Below are 20,838 nucleotides of genomic sequence, written 5' to 3'. Positions count from 1 at the left end.
GACCACCTTCTCAGCACTCGCGTCGTGATCTCTTCTCGGGTGAGCTTGGTGCGCTGACAGAACACGCCGCAAGGCGCGTCTCGGTGCCCGTCCACCCGGATGGCCCGCTGCGCTTCCATCACCCTCACGGCCGCGGCCTCGGGATACCGAGGCAGAGGTGTCGGCGATCGTGGAAATGTCGGAGTAGATGGTCCGCCATTACTCGAAGGACGTGAACAAGCGCCGCCTCGCCATCAACGGCATGAAGAAGCTGGAGGAGGCCTGGAAGGAGACCCGCGCCAACCTTTTCGGCTCCCGGATCCGCCTCTCCGCATTGAGGGGTTTGGACACAGGTTGCGGGATCTTGGACACGCGCGGGGATTGGACATCGCCAATCGAAGGTCCAAGCCACTGTAGAACAAGGGTGATTTGGTGAGCGCGCTGGGACTCGAACCCAGGACCTACAGATTAAAAGTCCGTTGCTCTACCAGCTGAGCTACGCGCTCGCATCCCGTGGCACGGTCTCGTGGCCGCGTCGGTCGGGAGCGTGGCTCGCAATAGGGGCTGGGGGGGGACGGGTCAACTCGGGTTCTGTGGCTCCATGCCCGTTCCGTTGCCCTCTTCTTCACAAGGGGAGTTCGAGAGCCGCACGCCCTGCCTTGGCCTTGGTTTCATGGCAGCCGCGATCCTCATGGTGACTTCCGTTCTTAATCCACCCGATACCCCGCCTCTCTGGCGCGAATTCATCTGTATCTTTCTGGCAGGCGGTGGGGCGCTCGCACTCGCGGTGCTCGGCTTCATCGCGTTGCTCGATCCCTACGGCCTCCGGGCGGTGCGCCCGATCATGGATAGCGACCAGCGCTTCATGTATCCGCAAATCGCCCGTTCCGGCGCTTTCGACGGAGCCATATTTGGCACCTCGACCGCGCGGCTGATCGACCCGCGAGCCCTCGGGCCGGTGTTCGGCGCGCGCTTCGCCAATCTCGCGATCAACGCCGCGACGCCCTACGAGCAGATGCGGCTCGCCAAGCTTTATCTCGGTGCCACTGCGCCGAAGGCGGTGCTGTTCGCCCTCGACGGGACCTGGTGCGAGGCGGATGCGGACCGGCGCCGCTTCACCCAGTGGACGTTTCCGGCCTGGCTCTACGACGGCTCGCCCGTCGCGGTGCTGCGGCAGGCGAACTGGCAGGGGCTCGGCATCGCTGCGCAGGGCGCTCTCCACCGGCTCGGGCTCGTCCCGGAGCGCATCCGCGGAGACGGCTACGCCGTGTTCACGCCGCCGGAGGCGACCTACGATGCTGCCCGCGCCACCGCCCATATCCGGGCTGGCGCCGCGCCCGCGGACATCCCAGGCTTCGAGGTCGAGGCGCCGATGCCCGCGCTGGACTGGCTCGATGGGCTGCTCGCGGAAATGCCCCGCTCTGCCGTCGCGCTTATGACATTCATGCCTGTCCACGTGGCCGCCCAAGGCAAACCCGGAACCCGCCTCGGAGCGCGGGAAGCGATCTGCAAAGCCCGCGTCGCGGAGATCGGGCGCCGCTTCGGAGCCACGGTGGTGGATTTCCGCATCCCCTCCCCTGTCACGACGCAGGACACGAACTACTGGGATGCTCTGCATTACCGCTTGCCGGTGGCGGACCGCATCGTGGTGGGTCTCGCCGCGGCCCAGGCCACGGGCCGGGACGCGGAAGACGGCTTCTACCGCGTGCTCGCCCACCCTTGAGGCGACGTCACGCCTTCTGCGCCGCCTCCGCGCGGGCCCAGCCTTCCTTCGTGGCGCCGATGAAGTCGGCGAGCCGGCCCTCCGCGATGGCCGCCCGCAGGCCCGCCATCAGGTCCTGGTAGTAGGCGAGGTTGTTCCAGGTCAGCAGCATCATGCCGAGGATCTCGTCCGAGCGGACGAGGTGGTGCAGATAGGCGCGGGAATAGTCCCGCGCCGCCGGACAGGTGGAGGCCTCGTCGAGGGGCCGGGTGTCCTCGGCATGCCGGGCATTGCGCAGGTTGATGCGGCCGTGGCGGGTATAGGCGAGACCGTGGCGCCCGGCCCGGGTCGGCATCACGCAATCGAACATGTCGACCCCGCGCAGGACCGACTGCATCAGGTCGTCCGGCGTGCCGACGCCCATGAGGTAGCGCGGCTTCTCCGCCGGCAGGTAGGGCTCCACCGTCTCGATCATGGCGAGCATCACCGCCTGCGGCTCGCCCACCGCGAGGCCGCCGATGGCGTAGCCCTTGAGGTCGAGAGCGGCCAGCGCCTTCGCGCTTTCGATGCGCAGGTCCGGCAGGTCGCCGCCCTGCACAATGCCGAACAGGGCCTTGCCCGGCTGCTCGCCGAAGGCGACGCGGCAGCGCTCGGCCCAGCGCAGGGACAGGCGCATGCCCTTCTCGATGGTGGTGCGGTCGGCGGGCAGGCGCACGCATTCGTCGAGCTGCATCTGGATGTCGGAGCCGAGCAGCCCCTGGATCTCGATGGAACGCTCCGGGCTCATATGATGGGCGGTGCCGTCGATATGCGAGCGGAAGGTCACGCCCTGCTCGTCGATCTTCCGCAGGGCGGAGAGCGACATTACCTGGAAGCCGCCGGAATCGGTGAGGATCGGCCCGTCCCAGCGCATGAATTTGTGCAGGCCGCCGAGGCGCGCCATGCGCTCCGGCCCGGGGCGCAGCATCAGATGGTAGGTGTTGCCGAGCACCACGTCGGCGCCGAGGTCGCGCACTTGGTCGGCATACATCGCCTTCACGGTGGCGGCCGTGCCGACCGGCATGAAGGCCGGGGTGCGGATGGTGCCCCGGGGCATGGTGATGGCGCCGGTACGGGCTTGCCCGTCCCGGGCATGGACCGCGAAGGCGAAGTCGGAGGAAGGGGGCGTATCAGGCATCGTTTCGCGGGGATGGGATCGGAACGGCGTCGGCTCAGGCTTGAGGGCGAGGCGCCGATGCGATGATGAAATGCATGTAGGCGAGGGCGGCCCTGAGGCTCGCTTGGCTCGTGCGTTTTGGGCCGCCGTCGTGGATCGCAAGCGCCTCGTTCAGCACGCGATGCCACGACACGGGCGCCGTCCGAAGGCCGAAGCGGCCACCTTCCCTCTTCGAGACGATGTCGTCCGTCGCAAGCGTGCAGGCGCAGCGCCCGATGCCGAGAACGCCCCAGGCGAGCGCGGCAGCGTTGCAATCCTCGCCCGGCGCCTTGGCGGCGAGCGCGGTCTCTGCCTCGGCGATCCAGGAGCGCCAGTAGTCGTGCAGGTTCGCGATCTGGTGGGCCCGCAGGACGTCCGTATCGTCGGCGATGGCGAGTTCGGAGGGCGCCGGCCCCAGGATCCGACGCCCGTACCGGGCAAGGCAGCGCCAGACGGCGGGATTGAGCTCGCGGCAGAGTTCGCCGGTGCGGAAGCGGCCATCGACGCTGAACGGCATGACCGCCTCGCCCGGAGCCGGTTCGCGAAGCAGACGGGCGGGCAGATAGACGCCGTCGAAATGTGGGCTGCTGCCCGACCCGGCCAGACCCCCGTGAACGCGTGCGAGGCGTTCCGAGGTCTCGGTGGACGGCGTCTCGTCGAGGATGGCGACGAAATCGATGTCGCTCGCTCCCGGGCGGAAGTCGCCCAGGGCGATCGACCCGACCAGATAGAGACCGCGCGGAGCCGGGACGTGCTCCGCCGCCAGCCGCTCCAGATAGGTGGCGAGGACCGGCTCCGCCTCGGCGGGCAGGACGCCTGCGCGGCTCACCGGTCTTCTCCCGGGAACAGCAGGCTGGAATCGCCATAGGAATAGAAGCGGTACTGCGCTTCGATCGCGTGGGCGTAGGCGCGCCGCATCGTCTCCAGCCCGGAGAAGGCGGAGACCAGCATGAACAGGGTCGAGCGTGGCAGGTGGAAGTTCGTCATGAGGGCGTCAACCGCGCGGAAGCGGTAGCCCGGGGTGATGAAGATCTCGGTCGGTCCGGAAAAGGGGTGGATCCGGCCCTCGGCGTCGGTAGCGCTCTCCAGCAGCCGCAGGGCCGTGGTGCCCACCGCGACTAGGCGGCCGCCCTTCACCCGGATGGCGTTGAGCGCCTGCGCCGTCTCGGCGTCGATCTGGCCGATCTCCGCATGCATGCGGTGATCGTCCGTATCCTCCGCCTTCACGGGCAGGAAGGTACCGGCCCCGACATGCAAGGTGACGTGGCGCCGCGCGATGCCCGCGGCATCGAGGGCACCCAGGAGCGCATCTGAGAAGTGCAGGCCGGCGGTCGGGGCGGCGACAGCCCCGGGAGCGCGGGCATAGACGGTCTGGTAGTCGGTCGCATCCTGCGCGTCCGTCGGGCGCTTGCCCGCGATGTAGGGGGGCAGCGGAAGCGCGCCCAAGGCGGCGATGGCCTCGTCCAGGGCGGGGCCGGACAGGTCGAAGCGGAGGGTGACCTCGCCGCCCTCTCCCTTGGCTTCGAGGGTGGCCTCAAGGCTCGCCAGCCCGCAGGCCCCGCTCGTCTCCTCGCCGAAATGCAGGCGGTCGCCGACGGCGAGGCGCTTGCCCGGCCGGGCGAAGGCGCGCCAGCGATCCGGCGCCTCGCGCAGGTGCAGCATCACCTCTGTGCGCAGGCCTGCGGCGCCGGGGCGATGGCGGAGGCCGTTGAGCCGGGCCGGAATCACCCGCGTGTCGTTGAACACGAGCACGTCGCCCCGGCGCAGCAGCCCCGGCAGGTCACGCACGGCGCGATCCGCCAAGGCCTCCCCGGGCCGCACCACGAGCAGGCGGCTCGCATCCCGCGGGCTCGCGGGCCGCAGGGCGATCAGGCTTTCCGGCAGGTCGAAATCGAACGCATCCACGCGCATGCGCGCCCTCTGCACGGATTGGGGCGCCGAGGCAAATCGCGGGACCAGCCGACGACCATGGGAACGACGCCCGTGCGGGCGGTCAGAGCGCGGACGCGGCGCGACGATCCCTAGTCACAAACAGGGGGTCGGAAGGTGCGTCGCGCCTCGGCCACCTCCGCGCGGATCGCGCAGCCTTCCGCATGGTCGTTGATCAAGCCCATGGCCTGCATGAAGGCGTAGATCGTGGTCGGACCAATGAAGGCCCAGCCGCGCTTCTTGAGATCCTTCGACATCGCGATAGAGGCGGCCGAGACCGAGGCCGTCTGCGGCACCGCGAGAGCGTCGGCGAAGGGCTCGAACTGCCAGACATAGGCCGCCAGCGACCCATATTCCCGCACCAGATCCTGTGCCCGCCGGGCATTGTTGAGGACGGCCTGGATCTTTCCTCGGTGCCGAACGATGCCGGGCTCTCCGAGCAGCCGCTCGACATCGGCTTGGCTGAAGGCAGCGATCCGATCGATGTCGAAGTCGTGAAAGGCCGTGCGGAAAGCATCGCGCTTGGCGAGGATCGTGCGCCAGCTCAGGCCCGATTGAAACCCTTCCAGGCAGAGCTTTTCAAAGAGGCGGCGGTCATCCGCGACCGGGAAACCCCATTCCCGGTCGTGATATGCGGTGAATTCCGGCGCGGTGGCGCACCAGCGGCAGCGGGGCCGCCCATCCGGGCCTGTGAACGTCGGGAGCATCGCTCAGGCCTTCAGGAAGGCGAGCCGGTCGTCCGTCCGGCCCGGCGCGATCTCGATGATCTCGGCCCCGACCACGCCCTCCGCCACGAACGGGTCTTCGGCCAGCCGATCCTCCAGATCCGGACGGGTCAGGTTATGGGCGAGGATCGCGCCGCCCTCGGGCGGCCGCAGGCTCCCCGCGACAAGGAAGACGCCGTCCTCGAAGCCGCGCCGGATCCAGGCATTGTGCCCCTCCATGAGCGCCGCGGCCCCGTTCCGATGGGCGGAAAATCGCAGGATGACGACGAACATCGGACGGGTTCTCCTTCAGGTGTGGCGGGCATCGGTCCGCGCGGGAGCGGCCGGTGCCAGCGTGGCGAGCCAGGCCCGCATGTCGTCGACCTCCCGGCGGATGAAGCCTTCGTCGCGAAAGGCGGTGGCCAGGGTCGCGACGCCCTGGCTGCGCGCCAGGAGATGCAGGGCCAGCGCATCGGCATCCTCCGGGCGCCCGAGTTGCGCGAAGGCGCATGCAAGCCAGTCGCGGAAGAGCGTGAAGACCTGGTTCGCTCTGTCCTGGGCGATGTGGTCGAGCTTGGCGAGTTCGCTGCACAGGGTGCCGACCGGGCAGCCGTGGAGCATGATCTTCGCCCGGTTGGCGATCAGGATCTCGATGAAGCGACGGATCTTCTCCGACGGAGTGGCACTCTCGCTCTGCCACGCTTCCAGCATCGCTCGCGTCCCGGCGAGGCGGAAATCGATCACGGCGTCGAGAATGTCGTCCTTCGTTTTGAAATGATAATAGAAATTCCCGCGCGAAATCTTCACGGCCGAGGCGATGTCCGAGAACGACGTCGCGTCGAAGCCGCGTTCGTAGAAGAGGCGATCCGCAGCCTCGACGATGTGCTGGCGCGTCTCCATGCTTGTCCCGATCGCGTTGGCTGCCGGCGCGCCTCTCCCGCAATGGGGCTGCGGCGGGGAACGCACGACCTGTTTAGGGCAAGCGTCCTAGGTGCGTTTTTGGACGATCGTCCTAGAGAGGTCAAGCCTACCTTGGATCAGTCGGACGCGCAGGCTTGCGAGGGGCTGGCCGGGTGGGAGCGCTGCGCCAGATCAGAAGGACGAGGAAACCGAACCGGAAAGAACCGACGCACCATGAAATGGTACGCGCTGCGCCCCCGCGATCCCACCGATGCCCGGTGGCCTCTGCCCGATCGGCCGCAGGTGACTCTGAAGGCCGAAGACCCGGCGGATGCGCGCCGGCGCTTCCTGCAGGCCTACAAGAGCGAGCCTTTCGGCAACCCCGTCTCGCCGGTGCCCGATGCCGGCCGCGGCAGCTTCCTCGGAGACGAGGAGGCTCTTCTCGTCGAGGAGACGCATACGCCTGAAACGCCGAAGGCCTGAGTCACGTAGGAACCCGGGCGAACAGAGAGGTTTGGCGAATGACTACGGTTTCCAAGCCGCCGCACGAGACCCTGGACGCCCAGGTCGCCGCTTACTGGGAACGGGAGGCGGCCCGGCTCGACATTCTGGCAGCCCAGGCGAGCTTCGCCTGGATGATCCGGAGCTACGCCCGCAAGGCTGAGCGCGCCCGCAAGGTCGCAGCGCAGGCCCGCGGGCGGGAAGCGGCGCGCGGGCGCGGGCCTGCGGAGGGGGAGACGGCCGAGGGCGCATAGCCCGGGCTAAGACCTTTGCCGTGGCCTTGGGGCCGCTCGGGCGGTTAAGGGGCGGCCCCGCCGGCGCTTGAGCCGGCCTCGTCCCCGATTCCAGCAATGACCCGTACCGAGAAAGCGGCTCTCCTGAGCGCGGCCGTCGGCGCCCTCGTGACGGCGCTCAAGTTCGCAGCCTACTGGCTGACCGGGAGCCTAGCGCTCTATTCGGATGCCTTGGAGAGCATCATCAACGTGGTGGCGGCGGCCTGCGCCTTCGTCGCCCTGCGGGTCGCAGCCCAGCCGGCGGATGATCAGCATCCCTACGGTCACCACAAGGCCGAGTATTTCTCCGCCGTGATCGAGGGCACCCTCGTCATCGTCGCAGCACTCCTGATCCTGCGCGAGGCCTATCACGGCGTCCTCGATCCCAAGCCGCTCGACGCCCCGCTGATCGGTCTCGCAGTCAATGGTGTCGCCACGGTGATCAATGCGGGCTGGGCGTTCTGGCTGATGCGCCGGGGCCGGGTCTGGCGCTCGCCGGCGCTCATCGCCGACGCCAAGCACGTCTTCGCCGACGTCTTCACTTCCGGCGGCGTTCTCGTCGGCGTCGCCCTGGTGCTCCTCACCGGCAACTTGGTGCTCGATCCCGTGGTGGCGGGCCTCGTCGCCCTCAACATCCTGTGGTCCGGCTGGACCATGGTGCGCGACTCGGTGAACGGCCTGATGGACCAGGCCGCTTCCCCCGAGATGGTACAGAAGATCCGCGCACTCATCTCCGGCCACAGCGAGGGGGCACTTGAGGCGCACGACGTGCGCACGCGCCATGCCGGCAGCGCCACCTTCGTCGATTTCCACCTCGTCGTGCCCGGCGAGATGACGGTGGCCGAGTCACACGCCATCTGCGACCGGCTGGAGGCGGCCATCGAAGCTGAGATCGACGGCGCCGTGGTGGTCATCCACGTGGAGCCCGGCGACGAGGCCAAGCAGCGCGGCGTGCCGGTGATCTGAGAGGTTTACCCCTCCTCGTCCTGCGTCGTGCCGAAGATCGGCACGAAGGCGGCGCGCAGGGCCATGTCGACCTCCGGCATCGAGACGATCCGGCCGAGATCGGCCAGGCTCGTCACGCCGTGCCGGCTGATGCCGCAGGGCACGATGCCGGTGAAATGGGAGAGATCCGGCTCCACGTTGAGGCTGAGCCCGTGCAGGCTCACCCAGCGCTTCACCCGGATGCCGATCGCCGCGATCTTGTCCTCGACCGCCTCGCCTCTCTCCGGCCGTCGCACCCAGACGCCGACACGGTCCTCCCGCCGCTCGGCCCGCACGTTGAAGGCATCCAGCGTGGCGATGATCCAGGCCTCCAGGCTCGCCACGTAGGCGCGCAGATCCGCCCGGCGGCGGTTGAGGTCGAGCATCACGTAGGCGATGCGCTGGCCCGGGCCGTGATAGGTGTATTGCCCACCCCGCCCGGTGCGGTGGACGGGAAAGCGGTCCGGCTCGACGAGGTCGGCGGTCTTGGCCGAGGTTCCCGCGGTGTAGAGCGGGGGATGCTCCAGAAGCCAGACGAGCTCGCGGGCCTCGCCCCGCGCGATGGCCGAAGCCCGCGCCTCCATCGCCTCCACTGCCATCTCGTAATCGACGAGGGTGTCGCTCACCCGCCAGGCGACCGGCGGTGCGCCCGGGCGCGGCAAGAAGGTGGTGGGCGCCACCGCGAGCCGGGGCGAGGAGATCGGGCCGTCGTTTACCAAGGCTTCACCATCCACGAGGAATGCTGGCCCGATATCACAGGTGGCGTCCCGGGCGGCAGGCGTGGCGGTTCTCGAAGACCTCAAGGTCGATCTCAAGGTCGTTCTCGGCCGCAGCCAGATGCCGCTGCACATGTTGCTGCGCATGGGCCGCGGCGCGGTGATCGAGCTCGCCGCCACCGAGACGGACATGGTCGAGATCCTGGCCAACGATCACCCGATCGCCCGCGGGCAGATCGTGGTCACCGGCAACCGCATCTCCGTGGAGGTGACCGAGCTGATCCGCAAGGCTGAACTGGTGCGCACCCCCGGCGCGACGATCGGCGAGGAGGCCTCGGCCCTCGTCGGCGAGGTGCTGGCCTGAGCCGGCTGTCCCTGCCTCAGCCTGACAGGGCGGCCGCGAATAGATCTGGCCGGTAGAGCGCCGTCGCCCTCTGGGTGACATCTGCCGTCATCTCGATCTGGCCGCAGGCCGCCATCTGCTCCACCAGCCAGCGCGCCTGGTCGGGCTCGGGCCGGTGGGTCTCGGCGCCGAGGCGGAGATAGGCGGGTTCGGACCAAGTCGTGCCGCCCGCGTCAACGGTCAGCGCCCCCGCCAGCACCCGCGCGAGCAGCGCCGCGTCCGGGCCGAGGCCGGCCCTGTCGGCGAGGAGAGCGGCGAGTTCGGTGCGGTTGCCCGGATCGGCGCACCAGATGCCCGCCCGGTGGACCGCGCGCACCAGAGCGAGTCCCGCCTCCGCCTCCGAGGCGGGCAGGGCCAGAACCTTCTCCGCGCAATCCGGCACGATGGCACAGCCGAGCGCCGCGATCCGCCCGATCCCGGCCTCGACCGCGATGCTGTTCCAGGGGGCGCCGACGCAGAAGCCGTCGATGATGCCGCGCTTCAGTGCCTCCACGGTGTTGGGCGGTGGCACCACGACGAGGCGCAGGGCCCGGCGCAGGTCGAGCCCGCCCCGTTCGGCGAAGAGCCGGAGCTGGTAGGAGTGGCTCGAGAAGGGATGCACCGTGCCGATGGTGAGAGGGCGGCCCTCCTCCGCCCGCGCCCGGGCAATCCCGGCAAAGGCCTGCGCCACGTCGTCGAGGGATTCGCTCGCCGGCGCCATCTCCGCCCAGAGGGGATTCGACAGGGTGATGGCGTTGCCGTTGCGGTTGAGCGCCATCGGCACGCAGAGATCGGCCTGCGGCCCGGAGCGCCCCAGGGCGCTGGCGATGGCCAGAGGCGCGAGCATGTGGGCGGCATCGAGATGGCCGAGCGCCAGGCGGTCGCGCAGGGTGGCCCAGGACGGCTCCTGCGACAGGGTGATGGTGAGGCCCTCCGCCCGAGCGAAGCCGCGCTCCGCCGCGGCGATCACGGGCGCGGCGTCCGCGAGCGGGACGTATCCGACGACGAGGCTCATCCGAGCAGATCCGCCGCCGTGACGATGGCGCGGGCGATGTCCACGATCTTGCGCTTCTCGTTCATGGCCTGTTTGCGCAGGAGCTTGTAGGCGTCGTCCTCCGAGAGGCCCTTGCGGGTCATTAGGATCCCCTTGGCGCGCTCGATCAACTTGCGGTCGGCGAGCTCGGAGCGCGCCTCCTCCAATTCGCGCTGCAGCCGCGCGAAGGCGTTGAAGCGCAGGATCGCGATATCGAGGATTGGCCGGATGCGCTCGGAGCGCAGGCCGTCGACGACGTAGGCCGAGATCCCGGCATCGACTGCCGCCTGCATCATGCTCTGGTCGGAGCGGTCGACGAACATCGCCACCGGCCGCTCGACATGGCGACTGAGGCTCGACATCTGCTCCAGGATATCCCGGCTCGGGCTCTCCAGATGCATCACGACCACGTCGGGCTTGAGGGCGGCGACGCGGGCCTGCAGGTCGGTGCCGTCAGGAATGACCACGACGTTGCCGATGCCGGCCGCGCGCAGTCCCTCCTCAAGGATGGCCGCGCGGACGTGGCTCGGGTCGACGACGGCGACGGTGAGGCTGGTCTCGGTCATCGAGGCCGCAAGGCTCGGGGAAAGGGGCGTCCAGGGCGCGGTTAGCGTGCTGCGCCGCGTCCGCGCAAGGTGCCTGCTGCAAGCGATGTGCCCGGCCTGCGCATTCGTTACAAACAGCGACATAACGGCCCAGCTTCCGCCGCAAACGCGTCCCAACTCTTCCTGCACGCAAGGCCAGAGCGGAGGTGGGTACCGATGCGCAGTCCTGGATCGGATCGCTCCGTCACGGAGACGTTCTCGACGGGGCGCACGGCCGCCCTCCCCTTCCTGCCGACGCTGCTAAGCGCGGCGGTGATCGCCGGCCTGTCCTTCCTCTGTCAGGAACCCTCCCGGGAGGCCGGGATGCGCGAGCGGCCGCAGGTCAGCCCCGCTCCGAGCATGACGCTGACCGAGCCGGCTACCACGGGCGCCCTGGCCGAGGTGCCGATTCCGGCGGCAACTGCCTTCGCCCGGGCTTTTCCGGATCCGTCGCCGAGTCTCGCCGCGACGGCGGACGAGGCCGCGGCGCGTCCGGCGCCGGTGCGCACGGCCACGCGGCGCACCCGCCGCAACACCAATCTGGCCCGCGGCGCGGCTCCCAAACCTGCCGCCGAGCCGGCGGCCGAGCAACGCAGCCTCGCCGACAGCGAGCCCGGGCCCGATCTGCCGACGGGCGCCCTACCCTTCGCGCCGACCGCCAGCGCGGTCTGGAGCGCCGCCCGCTCCCTCGGCACCGGTGCGGTCAATCTCGGCAGCGCCGTGGTCGACTTGGTACCGAGCCTGCGCTGAGCAGGCCGATCGCCGCCCGTGACGGTGGTCGGTGTGCGCTAGCGCATTCCCCGCGCATCCGCACGGGAACGTCGCCGCATCCCACGTGTTGCGGCCAAGGCTTGCCGTGTCCGACACCCGTTGCGGCTCGCGGCGCTCCGGGAGACGTCATGGCGGGACGGATCGAGGATTACGCCCTGATCGGCGATTGCCGGACGGCAGCCCTGGTCGGCCGCGACGGCAGCATCGACTGGCTTTGCTGGCCGCGCTTCGACGCCTCGGCCCTGTTCGCCGCCCTGCTCGGAACCGAGGAACACGGCTTCTGGAAGCTCGCCCCGACCGCCAAGGCCGCCGAGCATTCCTGGCGCTACCGTAGCGGCACGTTGGTTCTGGAGACCTACCACAAGACCCACGAGGGCGAAGTCCGCGTCACGGACTACATGCCCGCCGGCGACGGCTCGCACCTGATCCGCCTCGTCGAGGGCCGGAAGGGCCAGGTCGCCATGCGCATGGATCTCGCCGTGCGCTTCGACTACGGCTCGGCCGTTCCCTGGGTCTCGCGCAACGAGCTCGGGGACCTGCGGGCCATCGCTGGGCCCCACAAGGTGGTCCTGCGCACCAATGCGCCCCTGCGTGGCGCAGGCCAGACCACGGTCTCCGAATTTACGGTGCATGAGGGCGAGACCGTCCGCTTCGTGCTGAGCTACGGTGCCTCCCACGAGGAGGATCCGCCCCCGATCGAGCCCCGCCGGGTGCTCGCCGACACGAACCGGTTCTGGCGCGACTGGTCGAACCACTGCGCCGGGGGCACGCCCTGGGACGACCTCCTCAAGCGCTCGCTGCTGACGCTCAAGGCGCTCACCTACATGCCGACCGGCGGCATCGTGGCGGCGCCGACCACCTCCCTGCCGGAGGATCTCGGCGGTGTGCGCAACTGGGACTACCGGTTCTGCTGGCTGCGCGATTCGACCTTCACCCTGCTGGCGCTGATGGATTCGGGCTTCCTGGACGAGGCGCGGGCTTGGCGCGACTGGCTGTTGCGGGCGGTGGCCGGCAACCCGGAACAGGCGCATATCCTCTACGGCATCGCTGGCGAGCGCCTGCTGCCCGAGATTGAGCTCGACTGGTTGCCGGGCTACGAGGGCTCGAAGCCGGTCCGCGTCGGCAATGCGGCGATCTCCCAGTTCCAGCTGGACGTGTATGGCGAGCTGTTCGATGCCCTCTACCAAGCCCGCATCCGCGGCATGCTCGGCGACAAGGATGGCTGGCGGGTGGGCCGCGCCCTGCTGCAGCACTTGGAAACGGCTTGGCGCGAGCCCGACGAGGGGATCTGGGAGGTGCGCGGCGGCCGCCGGCACTTCGTGCATTCCAAGGTGATGGCCTGGGTCGCCTTCGACCGGGCGATCCGCAGCCATAACGAGGACGAGGCGCCCAATGCCCCCGTGGGCCACTGGAAGCGCATCCGCGACGAGATCCATGCCGAAGTCTGCGAAAAAGGCTTCGATACGGAACTCAACAGCTTCGTGCAGAGCTACGGTTCCAAGGCCCTCGACGCGAGCCTGCTGCTCGTCGCCCATATGGGCTTCCTGCCGCAGGACGATCCCAAGGTGATCGGCACCGTCGAGGCGATCGGCCGCCAGCTCATGCGAGAAGGCTTCGTGCTCCGCTACGAGACCGAGAATTCCTCGACCGACGGCCTGCCGGGCAACGAGGGCGCCTTCCTGCCCTGCACGTTCTGGTACGCGGACAACCTGATCGGGCTCGGCCGCTGCGACGAGGCGCGGGCGATCATCGAGCGCCTGATCGGGGTCTGCAACGACCTCGGGCTCGCCTCCGAGGAGTACGACGTGCGCAAGAAACGCATGGTCGGTAATTATCCGCAGGCCTTCACGCACGTTGCCCTGGTGAACACGATCCTCAATTACAGCCGGGCGACAGGCCCCGCGAAGGAACGCGGCGGTGGAACCGACAAGACAGCCCAGGCTGCGGGGGTGTCGTGAAACGCGGGGCTGCGCTACAGGCGGCCCCAACGCCGTAAGGCAGGCGAAAGACGGATTTTATCGATGAGCGGTGCAGACACCCCCGCGAAGACGGGCCTCAACGAGGCCGATAAGCTGGCGATCGACACGATCCGGACGCTGGCGATCGATGCGGTGCAGAAGGCTAATTCCGGCCATGCCGGCGCGCCGATGGCGCTGGCGCCCGTGGCCTACACCCTTTGGAACCGCTACCTACGCTATGACCCGGCCCATCCGCACTGGCCGAATCGCGACCGCTTCGTGCTCTCGGCGGGCCACGCCTCGATGCTGCTCTACGGCCTGCTCCACCTCGCCAAGGTGGCGGAGAAGGACGGCGGCAACGCCCCGGCTGTGAGTCTCGACGACATCAAGCAGTTCCGCCAGATCGATAGCCGCACCCCCGGCCATCCCGAGTACCACTTCACCACCGGCGTCGAGACCACTACGGGCCCCCTCGGCCAGGGTGTGGCGAACTCCGTCGGCATGGCGATGGGCGGCCGCTTCCTCGGAGAGCGCTTGAACCGGCCCGATCTGCCGCTGTTCGACTACAACGTCTACGCCATCTGCTCGGACGGCGACCTGATGGAGGGCGTGGCCTCCGAGGCCGCCTCGATCGCCGGGCACCTGCGCCTGTCGAACCTGTGCTGGATCTACGACAACAACACCATCACCATCGAGGGCCACACCACGCTGGCCTTCTCGGAGGAGGTCGCGGCGCGCTTCCTCGCCTATGGCTGGCAGGTGCTGCGGGTCGCCGACGCCAACGACGTCGACGCGATCGCCGCTTCCCTGGAGACCTTCCTCCAATCCGCCGACCGACCGACCCTGATCATCGTCAACTCGATCATCGGCTACGGCGCGCCCAAGAAGCAGAACACGGCCAAAGCCCATTCCGACGCCCTCGGCGAGGACGAGGTGAAGGGCGCCAAGCGCGCCTATGGCTGGCCGGAGGATGCGCAGTTCCTGGTGCCAGACGGGGTCTACGACACCTTCGCCGAGGGCATCGGCAAGCGTGGCGCGGCTCTCTATGCGCAGTGGGACGGCTTCCTGACGGAGGCCAAGCAGGCCGATTCCGCCCTTGCGGAGGACCTCGATGCCTTCTTCGAGGGCCGCCTGCCGGCAGGTTGGGACAAGGACATCCCCGTCTTCGAGGCCGACGCCAAGGGCCTTGCCACCCGCGAATCATCGGGCAAGGTGCTCAACGCCATCGCCAAGCACGTGCCTTTCCTCCTGGGCGGCTCGGCGGATCTCGCGCCCTCGAACAAGTCGAACCTCACCTTCGAGGGGGCCGGCTCGCTCACGCCCTTCGAGCCGGGCGGGCGCAACATCCATTTCGGCGTGCGCGAGCATGCCATGGGATCGATCGTGAACGGGCTCGGGCTGGTGGGCCTGCGGGCCTATGGCGCGACCTTCCTGGTCTTCGCCGATTACATGCGGCCCCCGATCCGGCTCGCCTCGCTGATGGAGCTGCCGGTCTTCCACATTTTCACGCACGACTCGATCGGCGTGGGCGAGGACGGACCGACCCACCAGCCGGTGGAGCAGATCCTCTCCCTGCGGGCGATCCCCGGTCTGGTGACGCTCCGCCCGGCCGACGCCAACGAAGTGGCCGAGGCCTACCGGGTGATCTTCACGCTGAAGAACCAGCCCGCAGTGCTCGCGCTCTCGCGCCAGCCGCTTCCGACCTTCGACCGCTCGAAGTTTGGAAGTGCCGCGGGCGTGGCCAAGGGCGCCTACGTGCTCGCCGACTGCGAGGGCACGCCGGAGATCATTCTGATCGGTACCGGCTCCGAGGTGCAACTCTGCGTGGGGGCCTACGAGACTCTGAAGGCGGAGGGCGTGAAGGCCCGCGTGGTCTCGATGCCGTCCTGGGACCTGTTCGAGCGCCAGGACGAGGCCTACCGGAATTCCGTGCTGCCTCCGGAGGTGCTGGCCCGCGTCGCGGTCGAGCAGGGCAGCGTCATCGGCTGGGACCGCTACGCCGGTTCCTCCGGCGCGATTGTCGGCATGCACACCTTCGGCGCCTCGGCCCCGATCAAGGACCTGCTGACCAAGTTCGGCTTCACCGCCGAGAAGGTGCTGGAGGCGGCGCGCGACCAGCTCGCCCGGCACAGGAAATAGGACGCGCGAAAGGCCCTCCCCCTCCGCGGGGGAGGGCGATGCGCGGCGGTCCGCCCCTCTCTACGGGCGGGAAATGCAAGACACGATGCGAGGACGACCGAGATGAGTGCGTTGAAGGCCCTCTTCACCGAGCACGGACAGGCGGTCTGGCTCGATTTCGTGGCTCGCGGCTTCCTGGCTAAGGGGGAGCTGAAGGCGCTGGTCGAGAAGGACGGCCTGCGGGGCGTCACCTCCAACCCGGCGATCTTCGAGAAGGCGATCGGCCATACGGCCGAGTACGACGATGGCCTCAAGACCGTCCTCGATCAAGGCGATGCCCGGGTGATCGACCTCTATGAGGGGCTCGCCATCGAGGACATCCAGAACGCGGCCGATGTGCTCCGGCCCGTCTACGAGGCGAGCGACGGCGCGGACGGTTATGTCAGCCTGGAGGTCTCGCCCTACCTTGCCCTCGACACGCAGGCGACCCTCGACGAGGCGCGCCGGCTGCACGCGGCGGTGAAGCGCGACAACCTCATGGTCAAGGTGCCGGCCACGCCCGAAGGCCTGCCGGCGATCCGCCAGCTCACGGCGGAAGGCATCTCGATCAACATCACCCTGCTGTTCTCGCAGGAGACCTACGAAGAGGTCGCCAACGCATTCATCGACGGCCTCACCGAGTTTGCCGGCAAGGGCGGCGACGTTTCTCGGGTCGCGAGCGTGGCGAGCTTCTTCATCAGCCGCATCGATAGCCTCGTCGACAAGAAGCTCGACGAGAAGGGCGGCTTCGACGACCTCAGAGGCAAGGTCGCGATTGCCAACGCCAAGCTCGCTTACCAGCGCTACAAGCGCCTGTTCTCGGGCGAGCGCTGGGAGGCGCTGGCCGCCAAGGGCGCCAAGGCGCAACGCCTGCTCTGGGCCTCCACCGGCACCAAGAACAAGGCCTATTCCGATGTGCTCTACGTCGAGGAGCTGATCGGGCCCGACACCGTCAACACCATGCCGCCTGCGACCATGGATGCCTTCCGTGACCACGGCAAAGCCCGGGCCACGCTGGAAGAGGGCATCCCGGAAGCCGAGGCGGTGATGGCCCGACTGACGCACGCCGGCATCGACATCGAGGAGGTCGCCCGCCAACTCGTCGAGGAGGGCGTACAGCTTTTCGTGGACGCCGCCGACAAACTGCTCGGTGCGGTCTCCGACAAGCGCGCCGCCCTGCTCGGATCCCGCCTCGACAGCCAGGCGCTCGTGCTCCCCGAGCCGCTGCAGGCGGCGACCGACAAGGCCCTCGAATCCTGGCGCGAGAGCGGCGCGATCCGCCGTCTTTGGGCGCATGACACCTCGGTCTGGACTGGCCGCGACGAGGACAAGTGGCTCGGTTGGCTGCGCATCGTCGAGAACGAGCTGGAGAATGTCGGCGCGTACGAGACCTTCGCCGCCGAGATCAAGGCCGAGGGCTTCACCGACGCCGTGGTGCTCGGTATGGGCGGTTCCAGCCTCGGCCCGGACGTGATCGCCGCGACCTATGGCGCCCGCGAGGGCTTCCCCAAGCTCCGTATCCTCGACTCGACCGACCCGGACGAGGTCCGCGCTGTCGAAGCCGCGGTGAACCTGGAGACGACGCTCTTCATCGTCGCCTCGAAATCCGGCTCGACGCTGGAGCCTAACGTGTTCCGCGACTACTTCTTCGGCCGGATGAAGGATGTCGTCGGCGAGAAGGCCGGGCGCCATTTCGTCGCCGTGACCGACCCGGGTTCCGCCATGGAGATGGCAGCTAAGGACGACGGCTTCCGCCGCATCTTCTTCGGCGTGCCGCAGATCGGCGGGCGCTATTCCGTGCTCTCGGCCTTCGGGCTGGTGCCGGCGGCGGCGAGCGGCATCGAGATCCGAACGTTTCTGGAGACGGCGCGCGCGATGGTCCGCTCCTGCGGCCCCGCCGTGCCGCCCGCCCACAATCCCGGCGTGATCCTCGGCACCGCGCTCGGCACGGCCGCGGTCGAGCAGGGCCGCGACAAGGTGACGGTGATCGCCTCCCCCGGCATCGACAGCTTCGGCGCCTGGGCTGAGCAGCTCATTGCGGAATCGACTGGCAAGGAAGGCAAGGGCCTGATCCCGGTCGACGGCGAGCCCGTGGACGTTCCCGCCGTCTACGGTGAGGACCGCTTCTTCGTGTATCTGCGCCTCGACCGCCGGGCCGACGCCCGGCAGGACGAGGCCGTGAAGGGGCTGGAGCGCGAGGGCCATCCGGTCGTCACGATCAAGCTCGTCGACGAGGAGCAACTGCCGCAGGAATTCTTCCGCTTCGAAATCGCCACGGCGGTCGCGGGTGCGATCCTTGGCATCAATCCCTTCGACCAGCCCGACGTCGAGGCGAGCAAGGTCGAGACGAAGAAGCTCTTCGCAGCAGCCGAGGAGACCGGGGCGCTACCGCCCGAGACGCCGATCTTCGAGGACGAAACCATCGCCCTCTACGCGGACGCCGCCAATGCCGGTGCGCTCTCCCAGGCGTCGGAGGGGCTGGAGGCGGCCCTCGCCGCTCATCTCGCCCGGGTGAAGGCCGGGGATTATGTCGCGCTCCTCGCCTACGTGACCCGCAACGAGCGCCATGCCGGCATCCTGCAGGAGGCGCGCCTTGCCGTGCGCGATGCGAAGGCGGTGGCGACCTGTCTGGAATTTGGGCCGCGCTTTCTCCACTCGACTGGCCAAGCCTATAAGGGCGGCCCCGAGAGCGGTGTCTTCCTGCAGATCACCGCTGATCCGTCCAGCGACTTGCCGATCCCTAGGCGCAAGCTCGGCTTCGGCACGGTGATCGCGGCCCAGGCCCGCGGCGACTTCGCGGTGCTGGCCGAGCGCGGCCGCCGGGCCCTGCGCGCCCATATCAAGGGCGACGTGGAAGCCGGGCTGAGGCGCATCGCCGCCGCCATCAAGGAGGCCGTGGCGTAGCTTCACGCATCCCTCCCCGCCGCGGGGAGCGACCGAACAAGGCCCTCTGCATATCCGGACAGGAGCGAGACGCGATGCAACTCGGCATGATCGGCCTCGGCCGTATGGGCGGCAACATCGTCCGGCGTCTCTTGCGGGACGGGCACACGGCGGTGGTCTATGACCGCAATACCGAGGCGGTGGCGATGCTGGAGAAGGAGGGCGCTACCGCGGCCACGAGCCTTGAGGATCTCGTCGCCAAGTTGGAGACACCGCGTGCCGCCTGGGTGATGCTGCCCGCCGGTGCCATCACGGAGGAGACCGTCACGCAGCTCTCCGGCCTGATGGCCGAGGGCGACACGATCATCGACGGCGGCAATTCATTCTGGGGCGACGATGTGCGTCGGGCCGCCGCGCTGAAGGAAAAGGGCCTGCATTACGTCGATGTCGGCACCTCCGGCGGCGTCTGGGGCCTGGAGCGTGGCTATTGCATGATGATCGGTGGCGACAAGGAAGCCGTCGACCGGCTCGACCCGATCTTCCGGACCCTCGCACCCGGCCTCGGCGATGCGCCCCGCACCAAAGGCTGGGACAAGCACGACCCCCGTGCCGAACAGGGCTATATCCATGCCGGCCGCAGTGGCGCGGGCCATTTCGTGAAGATGGTCCATAACGGCATCGAATACGGGCTGATGCAGGCCTATGCGGAGGGCTTCGACATCCTGAAGAACGCGGCCAGTGAGGCTCTGCCCGAAGACCGCCGTTTCGACCTCAACGTGGCCGAGATCGCCGAGGTCTGGCGCCGAGGCAGCGTCGTCTCCTCCTGGCTCCTCGACCTGACCGCCGAAGCGCTGGCTGCGGATGGCGAACTGGAGCATTTCACCGGCAACGTCCAGGATTCCGGTGAGGGCCGCTGGACCATCAACGCCGCGGTCGAGGAGGCCGTACCGGCACCCGTGCTCTCGGCGGCGCTCTATGCTCGCTTCCGTTCCCGCGAGAAGGAGGTCTTCGCCGACAAGCTTCTCTCCGCGATGCGGAAGGGCTTCGGTGGCCATGTCGAGCCGAAATGAGGCCCGCATGATCCCCCTGCCCGAGAACACCCAACTCCTACCCGATGCCGAGGCGACGGCGCGGGAGGCGGCCGAGCGCCTGCTCGCCCTCTGCGTCAATGATGGCAGCGAACGCCTGTCGGTCTGCCTCTCCGGTGGCTCCACGCCCAAGCGTCTCTACCAATTGCTGGCGAGCCGGGAATTCCTCGGCCGGGTGCCTTGGCGCAAGATCGACTGGTTTTTCGGGGACGACCGGGTCGTGCCGTGGGACGACCCCCTGAGCAATGTCCGCATGGTGCGCGAGGCCTTCGGCTCGGGCGAGCCGGTCTCGGCGAGCCGCTTTCACTTCATCCTGACCGAGAAGGGAGCCGAGGCCGGCGCCCGCGCCTACGAAGGAACCCTTCGCGGCCATTACGGCGCCGACCGGCTCGATCCGCGACGCCCGCTCTTCGACCTCGTGCTGCTCGGCCTCGGCACGGATGGGCACACGGCTTCCCTGTTCCCCGGCAAGCCCGAGACGGAGGAGCGCGATGCCTGGGCTGTGGCCGTGCCCGAAGCCGGCATGGAACCCTTCGTGCCGCGCATCTCCCTCACCTTTCCGGCGCTCGCTTCGTCACGGGAGGTGCTGTTCCTCGTCAACGGAAAGGGCAAGCGCGAGACCCTGCGTCGCTTGGCTGAGGGCGAGGATCTCCCCGCCCGTCACGTCATGAGCCAGGGCAGGCTGACTTGGCTGATCGATCGGGATGCCGCGGACGCCTGAACAAGGACCGACGCCTCCCTGACGCACCTTTCGCACGGGACGCGATCCTGCCCTGGTGTGCTGCCCATCGAATCCGTCAGGCCGCATTCACTTCTCAGCTTTGAATTGCGGGGGAAACTCAAGGTCGAGGCTGGGTTGCCTCATTTTCGCCGCGGATCCTTCCAGCTCGTGAACGGCTTTCGGCGATTAGGAGGCCGGGCCATGGGCATCGGAGATGAGGAAGCCGCTCACGGGGGCGGAAGGCGGATCGGCGGCCTCCGTCTGACTCGTCGACGTGGCCTATACCCGGGGCCGCTGCGCTCCCTGGATGGAAGCGGAGCGATCCGGGCGAAGCGCTGGCTTGCTGCCCTGCTCGCGGTGACCGCGGCAACATCCAGCT

General features: G+C 68.7%; 20 protein-coding genes and 1 tRNA gene. 11 read left to right on the top strand and 10 right to left on the bottom strand.

All coding sequences use genetic code 11. The features are described from left to right. Nucleotides 1-409: 409 nt before the first annotated feature. A tRNA-Lys gene (locus MMB17_RS15535) sits at nt 410-485 on the bottom strand. 167 nt (nt 486-652) lie between these two features. On the opposite strand from MMB17_RS15535, the gene MMB17_RS15530 reads away from it, so the two are divergent. Next, the gene (locus tag MMB17_RS15530; protein ID WP_241099434.1) at nt 653-1,702 is read left to right on the top strand and encodes a hypothetical protein; all 1,050 of its coding nucleotides are present in this window, start codon (nt 653-655) and stop codon (nt 1,700-1,702) included. A 7-nt stretch (nt 1,703-1,709) separates the two neighbouring features. On the opposite strand, the gene tgt is transcribed toward MMB17_RS15530, so the two are convergent. From tgt to MMB17_RS15500, 6 genes are all read right to left on the bottom strand, one after another. Beyond that, complete coding sequence (gene tgt / locus MMB17_RS15525) at nt 1,710-2,858, bottom strand: tRNA guanosine(34) transglycosylase Tgt (protein WP_241099433.1); 1,149 nt, start codon at nt 2,856-2,858, stop codon at nt 1,710-1,712. 34 nt (nt 2,859-2,892) lie between these two features. After that, nucleotides 2,893-3,705 (bottom strand): nucleotidyltransferase domain-containing protein, encoded by an 813-nt coding sequence (locus MMB17_RS15520; protein WP_241099431.1) that lies wholly within the window; start codon nt 3,703-3,705, stop codon nt 2,893-2,895. Further along, nucleotides 3,702-4,787: a tRNA preQ1(34) S-adenosylmethionine ribosyltransferase-isomerase QueA gene (gene queA, locus MMB17_RS15515; RefSeq protein ID WP_241099429.1), complete on the bottom strand. Its 1,086-nt coding sequence runs from the start codon at nt 4,785-4,787 to the stop codon at nt 3,702-3,704. Before queA ends, MMB17_RS15520 begins: the two co-directional genes overlap by 4 nt. A gap of 110 nt (nt 4,788-4,897) precedes the next feature. Next, nucleotides 4,898-5,512, bottom strand: a complete 615-nt coding sequence (locus MMB17_RS15510; protein ID WP_241099427.1) for a DNA-3-methyladenine glycosylase I — start codon at nt 5,510-5,512, stop codon at nt 4,898-4,900. Between the two features lie 3 nt (nt 5,513-5,515). After that, nucleotides 5,516-5,803, bottom strand: coding sequence for a YciI family protein (locus tag MMB17_RS15505; RefSeq protein WP_241099425.1), 288 nt, complete (start codon nt 5,801-5,803; stop codon nt 5,516-5,518). Between the two features lie 15 nt (nt 5,804-5,818). Next, complete coding sequence (locus MMB17_RS15500) at nt 5,819-6,409, bottom strand: TetR/AcrR family transcriptional regulator (protein WP_241099423.1); 591 nt, start codon at nt 6,407-6,409, stop codon at nt 5,819-5,821. A 234-nt stretch (nt 6,410-6,643) separates the two neighbouring features. On the opposite strand from MMB17_RS15500, the gene MMB17_RS15495 reads away from it, so the two are divergent. From MMB17_RS15495 to MMB17_RS15485, 3 genes are all read left to right on the top strand, one after another. Continuing rightward, nucleotides 6,644-6,892, top strand: a complete 249-nt coding sequence (locus MMB17_RS15495) for a hypothetical protein (RefSeq protein ID WP_241099422.1) — start codon at nt 6,644-6,646, stop codon at nt 6,890-6,892. A gap of 38 nt (nt 6,893-6,930) precedes the next feature. Then, nucleotides 6,931-7,164, top strand: a complete 234-nt coding sequence (locus tag MMB17_RS15490) for a hypothetical protein (RefSeq protein WP_241099420.1) — start codon at nt 6,931-6,933, stop codon at nt 7,162-7,164. Nucleotides 7,165-7,260: 96 nt separating this feature from the next. Beyond that, a complete protein-coding gene (locus MMB17_RS15485; protein WP_238312944.1) occupies nt 7,261-8,148 on the top strand; it encodes a cation diffusion facilitator family transporter in 888 nt (295 codons plus the stop codon). A 5-nt stretch (nt 8,149-8,153) separates the two neighbouring features. Here MMB17_RS15485 and lipB read toward each other — a convergent pair whose 3' ends face one another. Further along, nucleotides 8,154-8,765 carry a lipoyl(octanoyl) transferase LipB gene (gene lipB / locus MMB17_RS15480; protein ID WP_241102210.1) on the bottom strand — a complete coding sequence of 204 codons (612 nt, stop codon included), beginning with the start codon at nt 8,763-8,765 and terminating at the stop codon, nt 8,154-8,156. Between the two features lie 181 nt (nt 8,766-8,946). Here lipB and MMB17_RS15475 point away from each other — a divergent pair, with 181 nt between their 5' ends. Beyond that, nucleotides 8,947-9,246: a FliM/FliN family flagellar motor switch protein gene (locus MMB17_RS15475; RefSeq protein ID WP_238312946.1), complete on the top strand. Its 300-nt coding sequence runs from the start codon at nt 8,947-8,949 to the stop codon at nt 9,244-9,246. A 16-nt stretch (nt 9,247-9,262) separates the two neighbouring features. On the opposite strand, the gene MMB17_RS15470 is transcribed toward MMB17_RS15475, so the two are convergent. Continuing rightward, a complete protein-coding gene (locus tag MMB17_RS15470; protein WP_241099419.1) occupies nt 9,263-10,279 on the bottom strand; it encodes a CmpA/NrtA family ABC transporter substrate-binding protein in 1,017 nt (338 codons plus the stop codon). Beyond that, nucleotides 10,276-10,863 (bottom strand): ANTAR domain-containing response regulator, encoded by a 588-nt coding sequence (locus MMB17_RS15465; protein ID WP_238312949.1) that lies wholly within the window; start codon nt 10,861-10,863, stop codon nt 10,276-10,278. Before MMB17_RS15465 ends, MMB17_RS15470 begins: the two co-directional genes overlap by 4 nt. Nucleotides 10,864-11,058: 195 nt before the next feature. Between MMB17_RS15465 and MMB17_RS15460 the strand changes: the two genes are divergently transcribed. The 6 genes from MMB17_RS15460 (at nt 11,059) to pgl (ending at nt 20,459) form a co-directional block, all read left to right on the top strand. Then, complete coding sequence (locus MMB17_RS15460; protein WP_241099418.1) at nt 11,059-11,631, top strand: hypothetical protein; 573 nt, start codon at nt 11,059-11,061, stop codon at nt 11,629-11,631. 149 nt (nt 11,632-11,780) lie between these two features. Beyond that, a complete protein-coding gene (locus MMB17_RS15455; RefSeq protein ID WP_241099416.1) occupies nt 11,781-13,610 on the top strand; it encodes a glycoside hydrolase family 15 protein in 1,830 nt (609 codons plus the stop codon). A gap of 63 nt (nt 13,611-13,673) precedes the next feature. After that, on the top strand, nt 13,674-15,749 hold the full coding sequence (tkt, locus tag MMB17_RS15450) for a transketolase (RefSeq protein ID WP_241099414.1): 2,076 nt from the start codon (nt 13,674-13,676) through the stop codon (nt 15,747-15,749). 102 nt (nt 15,750-15,851) lie between these two features. After that, on the top strand, nt 15,852-18,671 hold the full coding sequence (locus MMB17_RS15445; protein ID WP_241099413.1) for a bifunctional transaldolase/phosoglucose isomerase: 2,820 nt from the start codon (nt 15,852-15,854) through the stop codon (nt 18,669-18,671). A gap of 74 nt (nt 18,672-18,745) precedes the next feature. Then, complete coding sequence (gnd, locus tag MMB17_RS15440) at nt 18,746-19,720, top strand: phosphogluconate dehydrogenase (NAD(+)-dependent, decarboxylating) (protein ID WP_241099412.1); 975 nt, start codon at nt 18,746-18,748, stop codon at nt 19,718-19,720. Nucleotides 19,721-19,727: 7 nt separating this feature from the next. Continuing rightward, nucleotides 19,728-20,459, top strand: coding sequence for a 6-phosphogluconolactonase (gene pgl / locus MMB17_RS15435; RefSeq protein WP_241099410.1), 732 nt, complete (start codon nt 19,728-19,730; stop codon nt 20,457-20,459). Nucleotides 20,460-20,838 lie beyond the last annotated feature (379 nt).

This window comes from Methylobacterium organophilum, from assembly GCF_022533465.1.
Classification (GTDB): Bacteria; Pseudomonadota; Alphaproteobacteria; order Rhizobiales; family Beijerinckiaceae; genus Methylobacterium; species Methylobacterium organophilum.
Note: the sequence above shows the minus strand (reverse complement) of the source record. Positions and strands in the feature narration are given on the sequence as shown.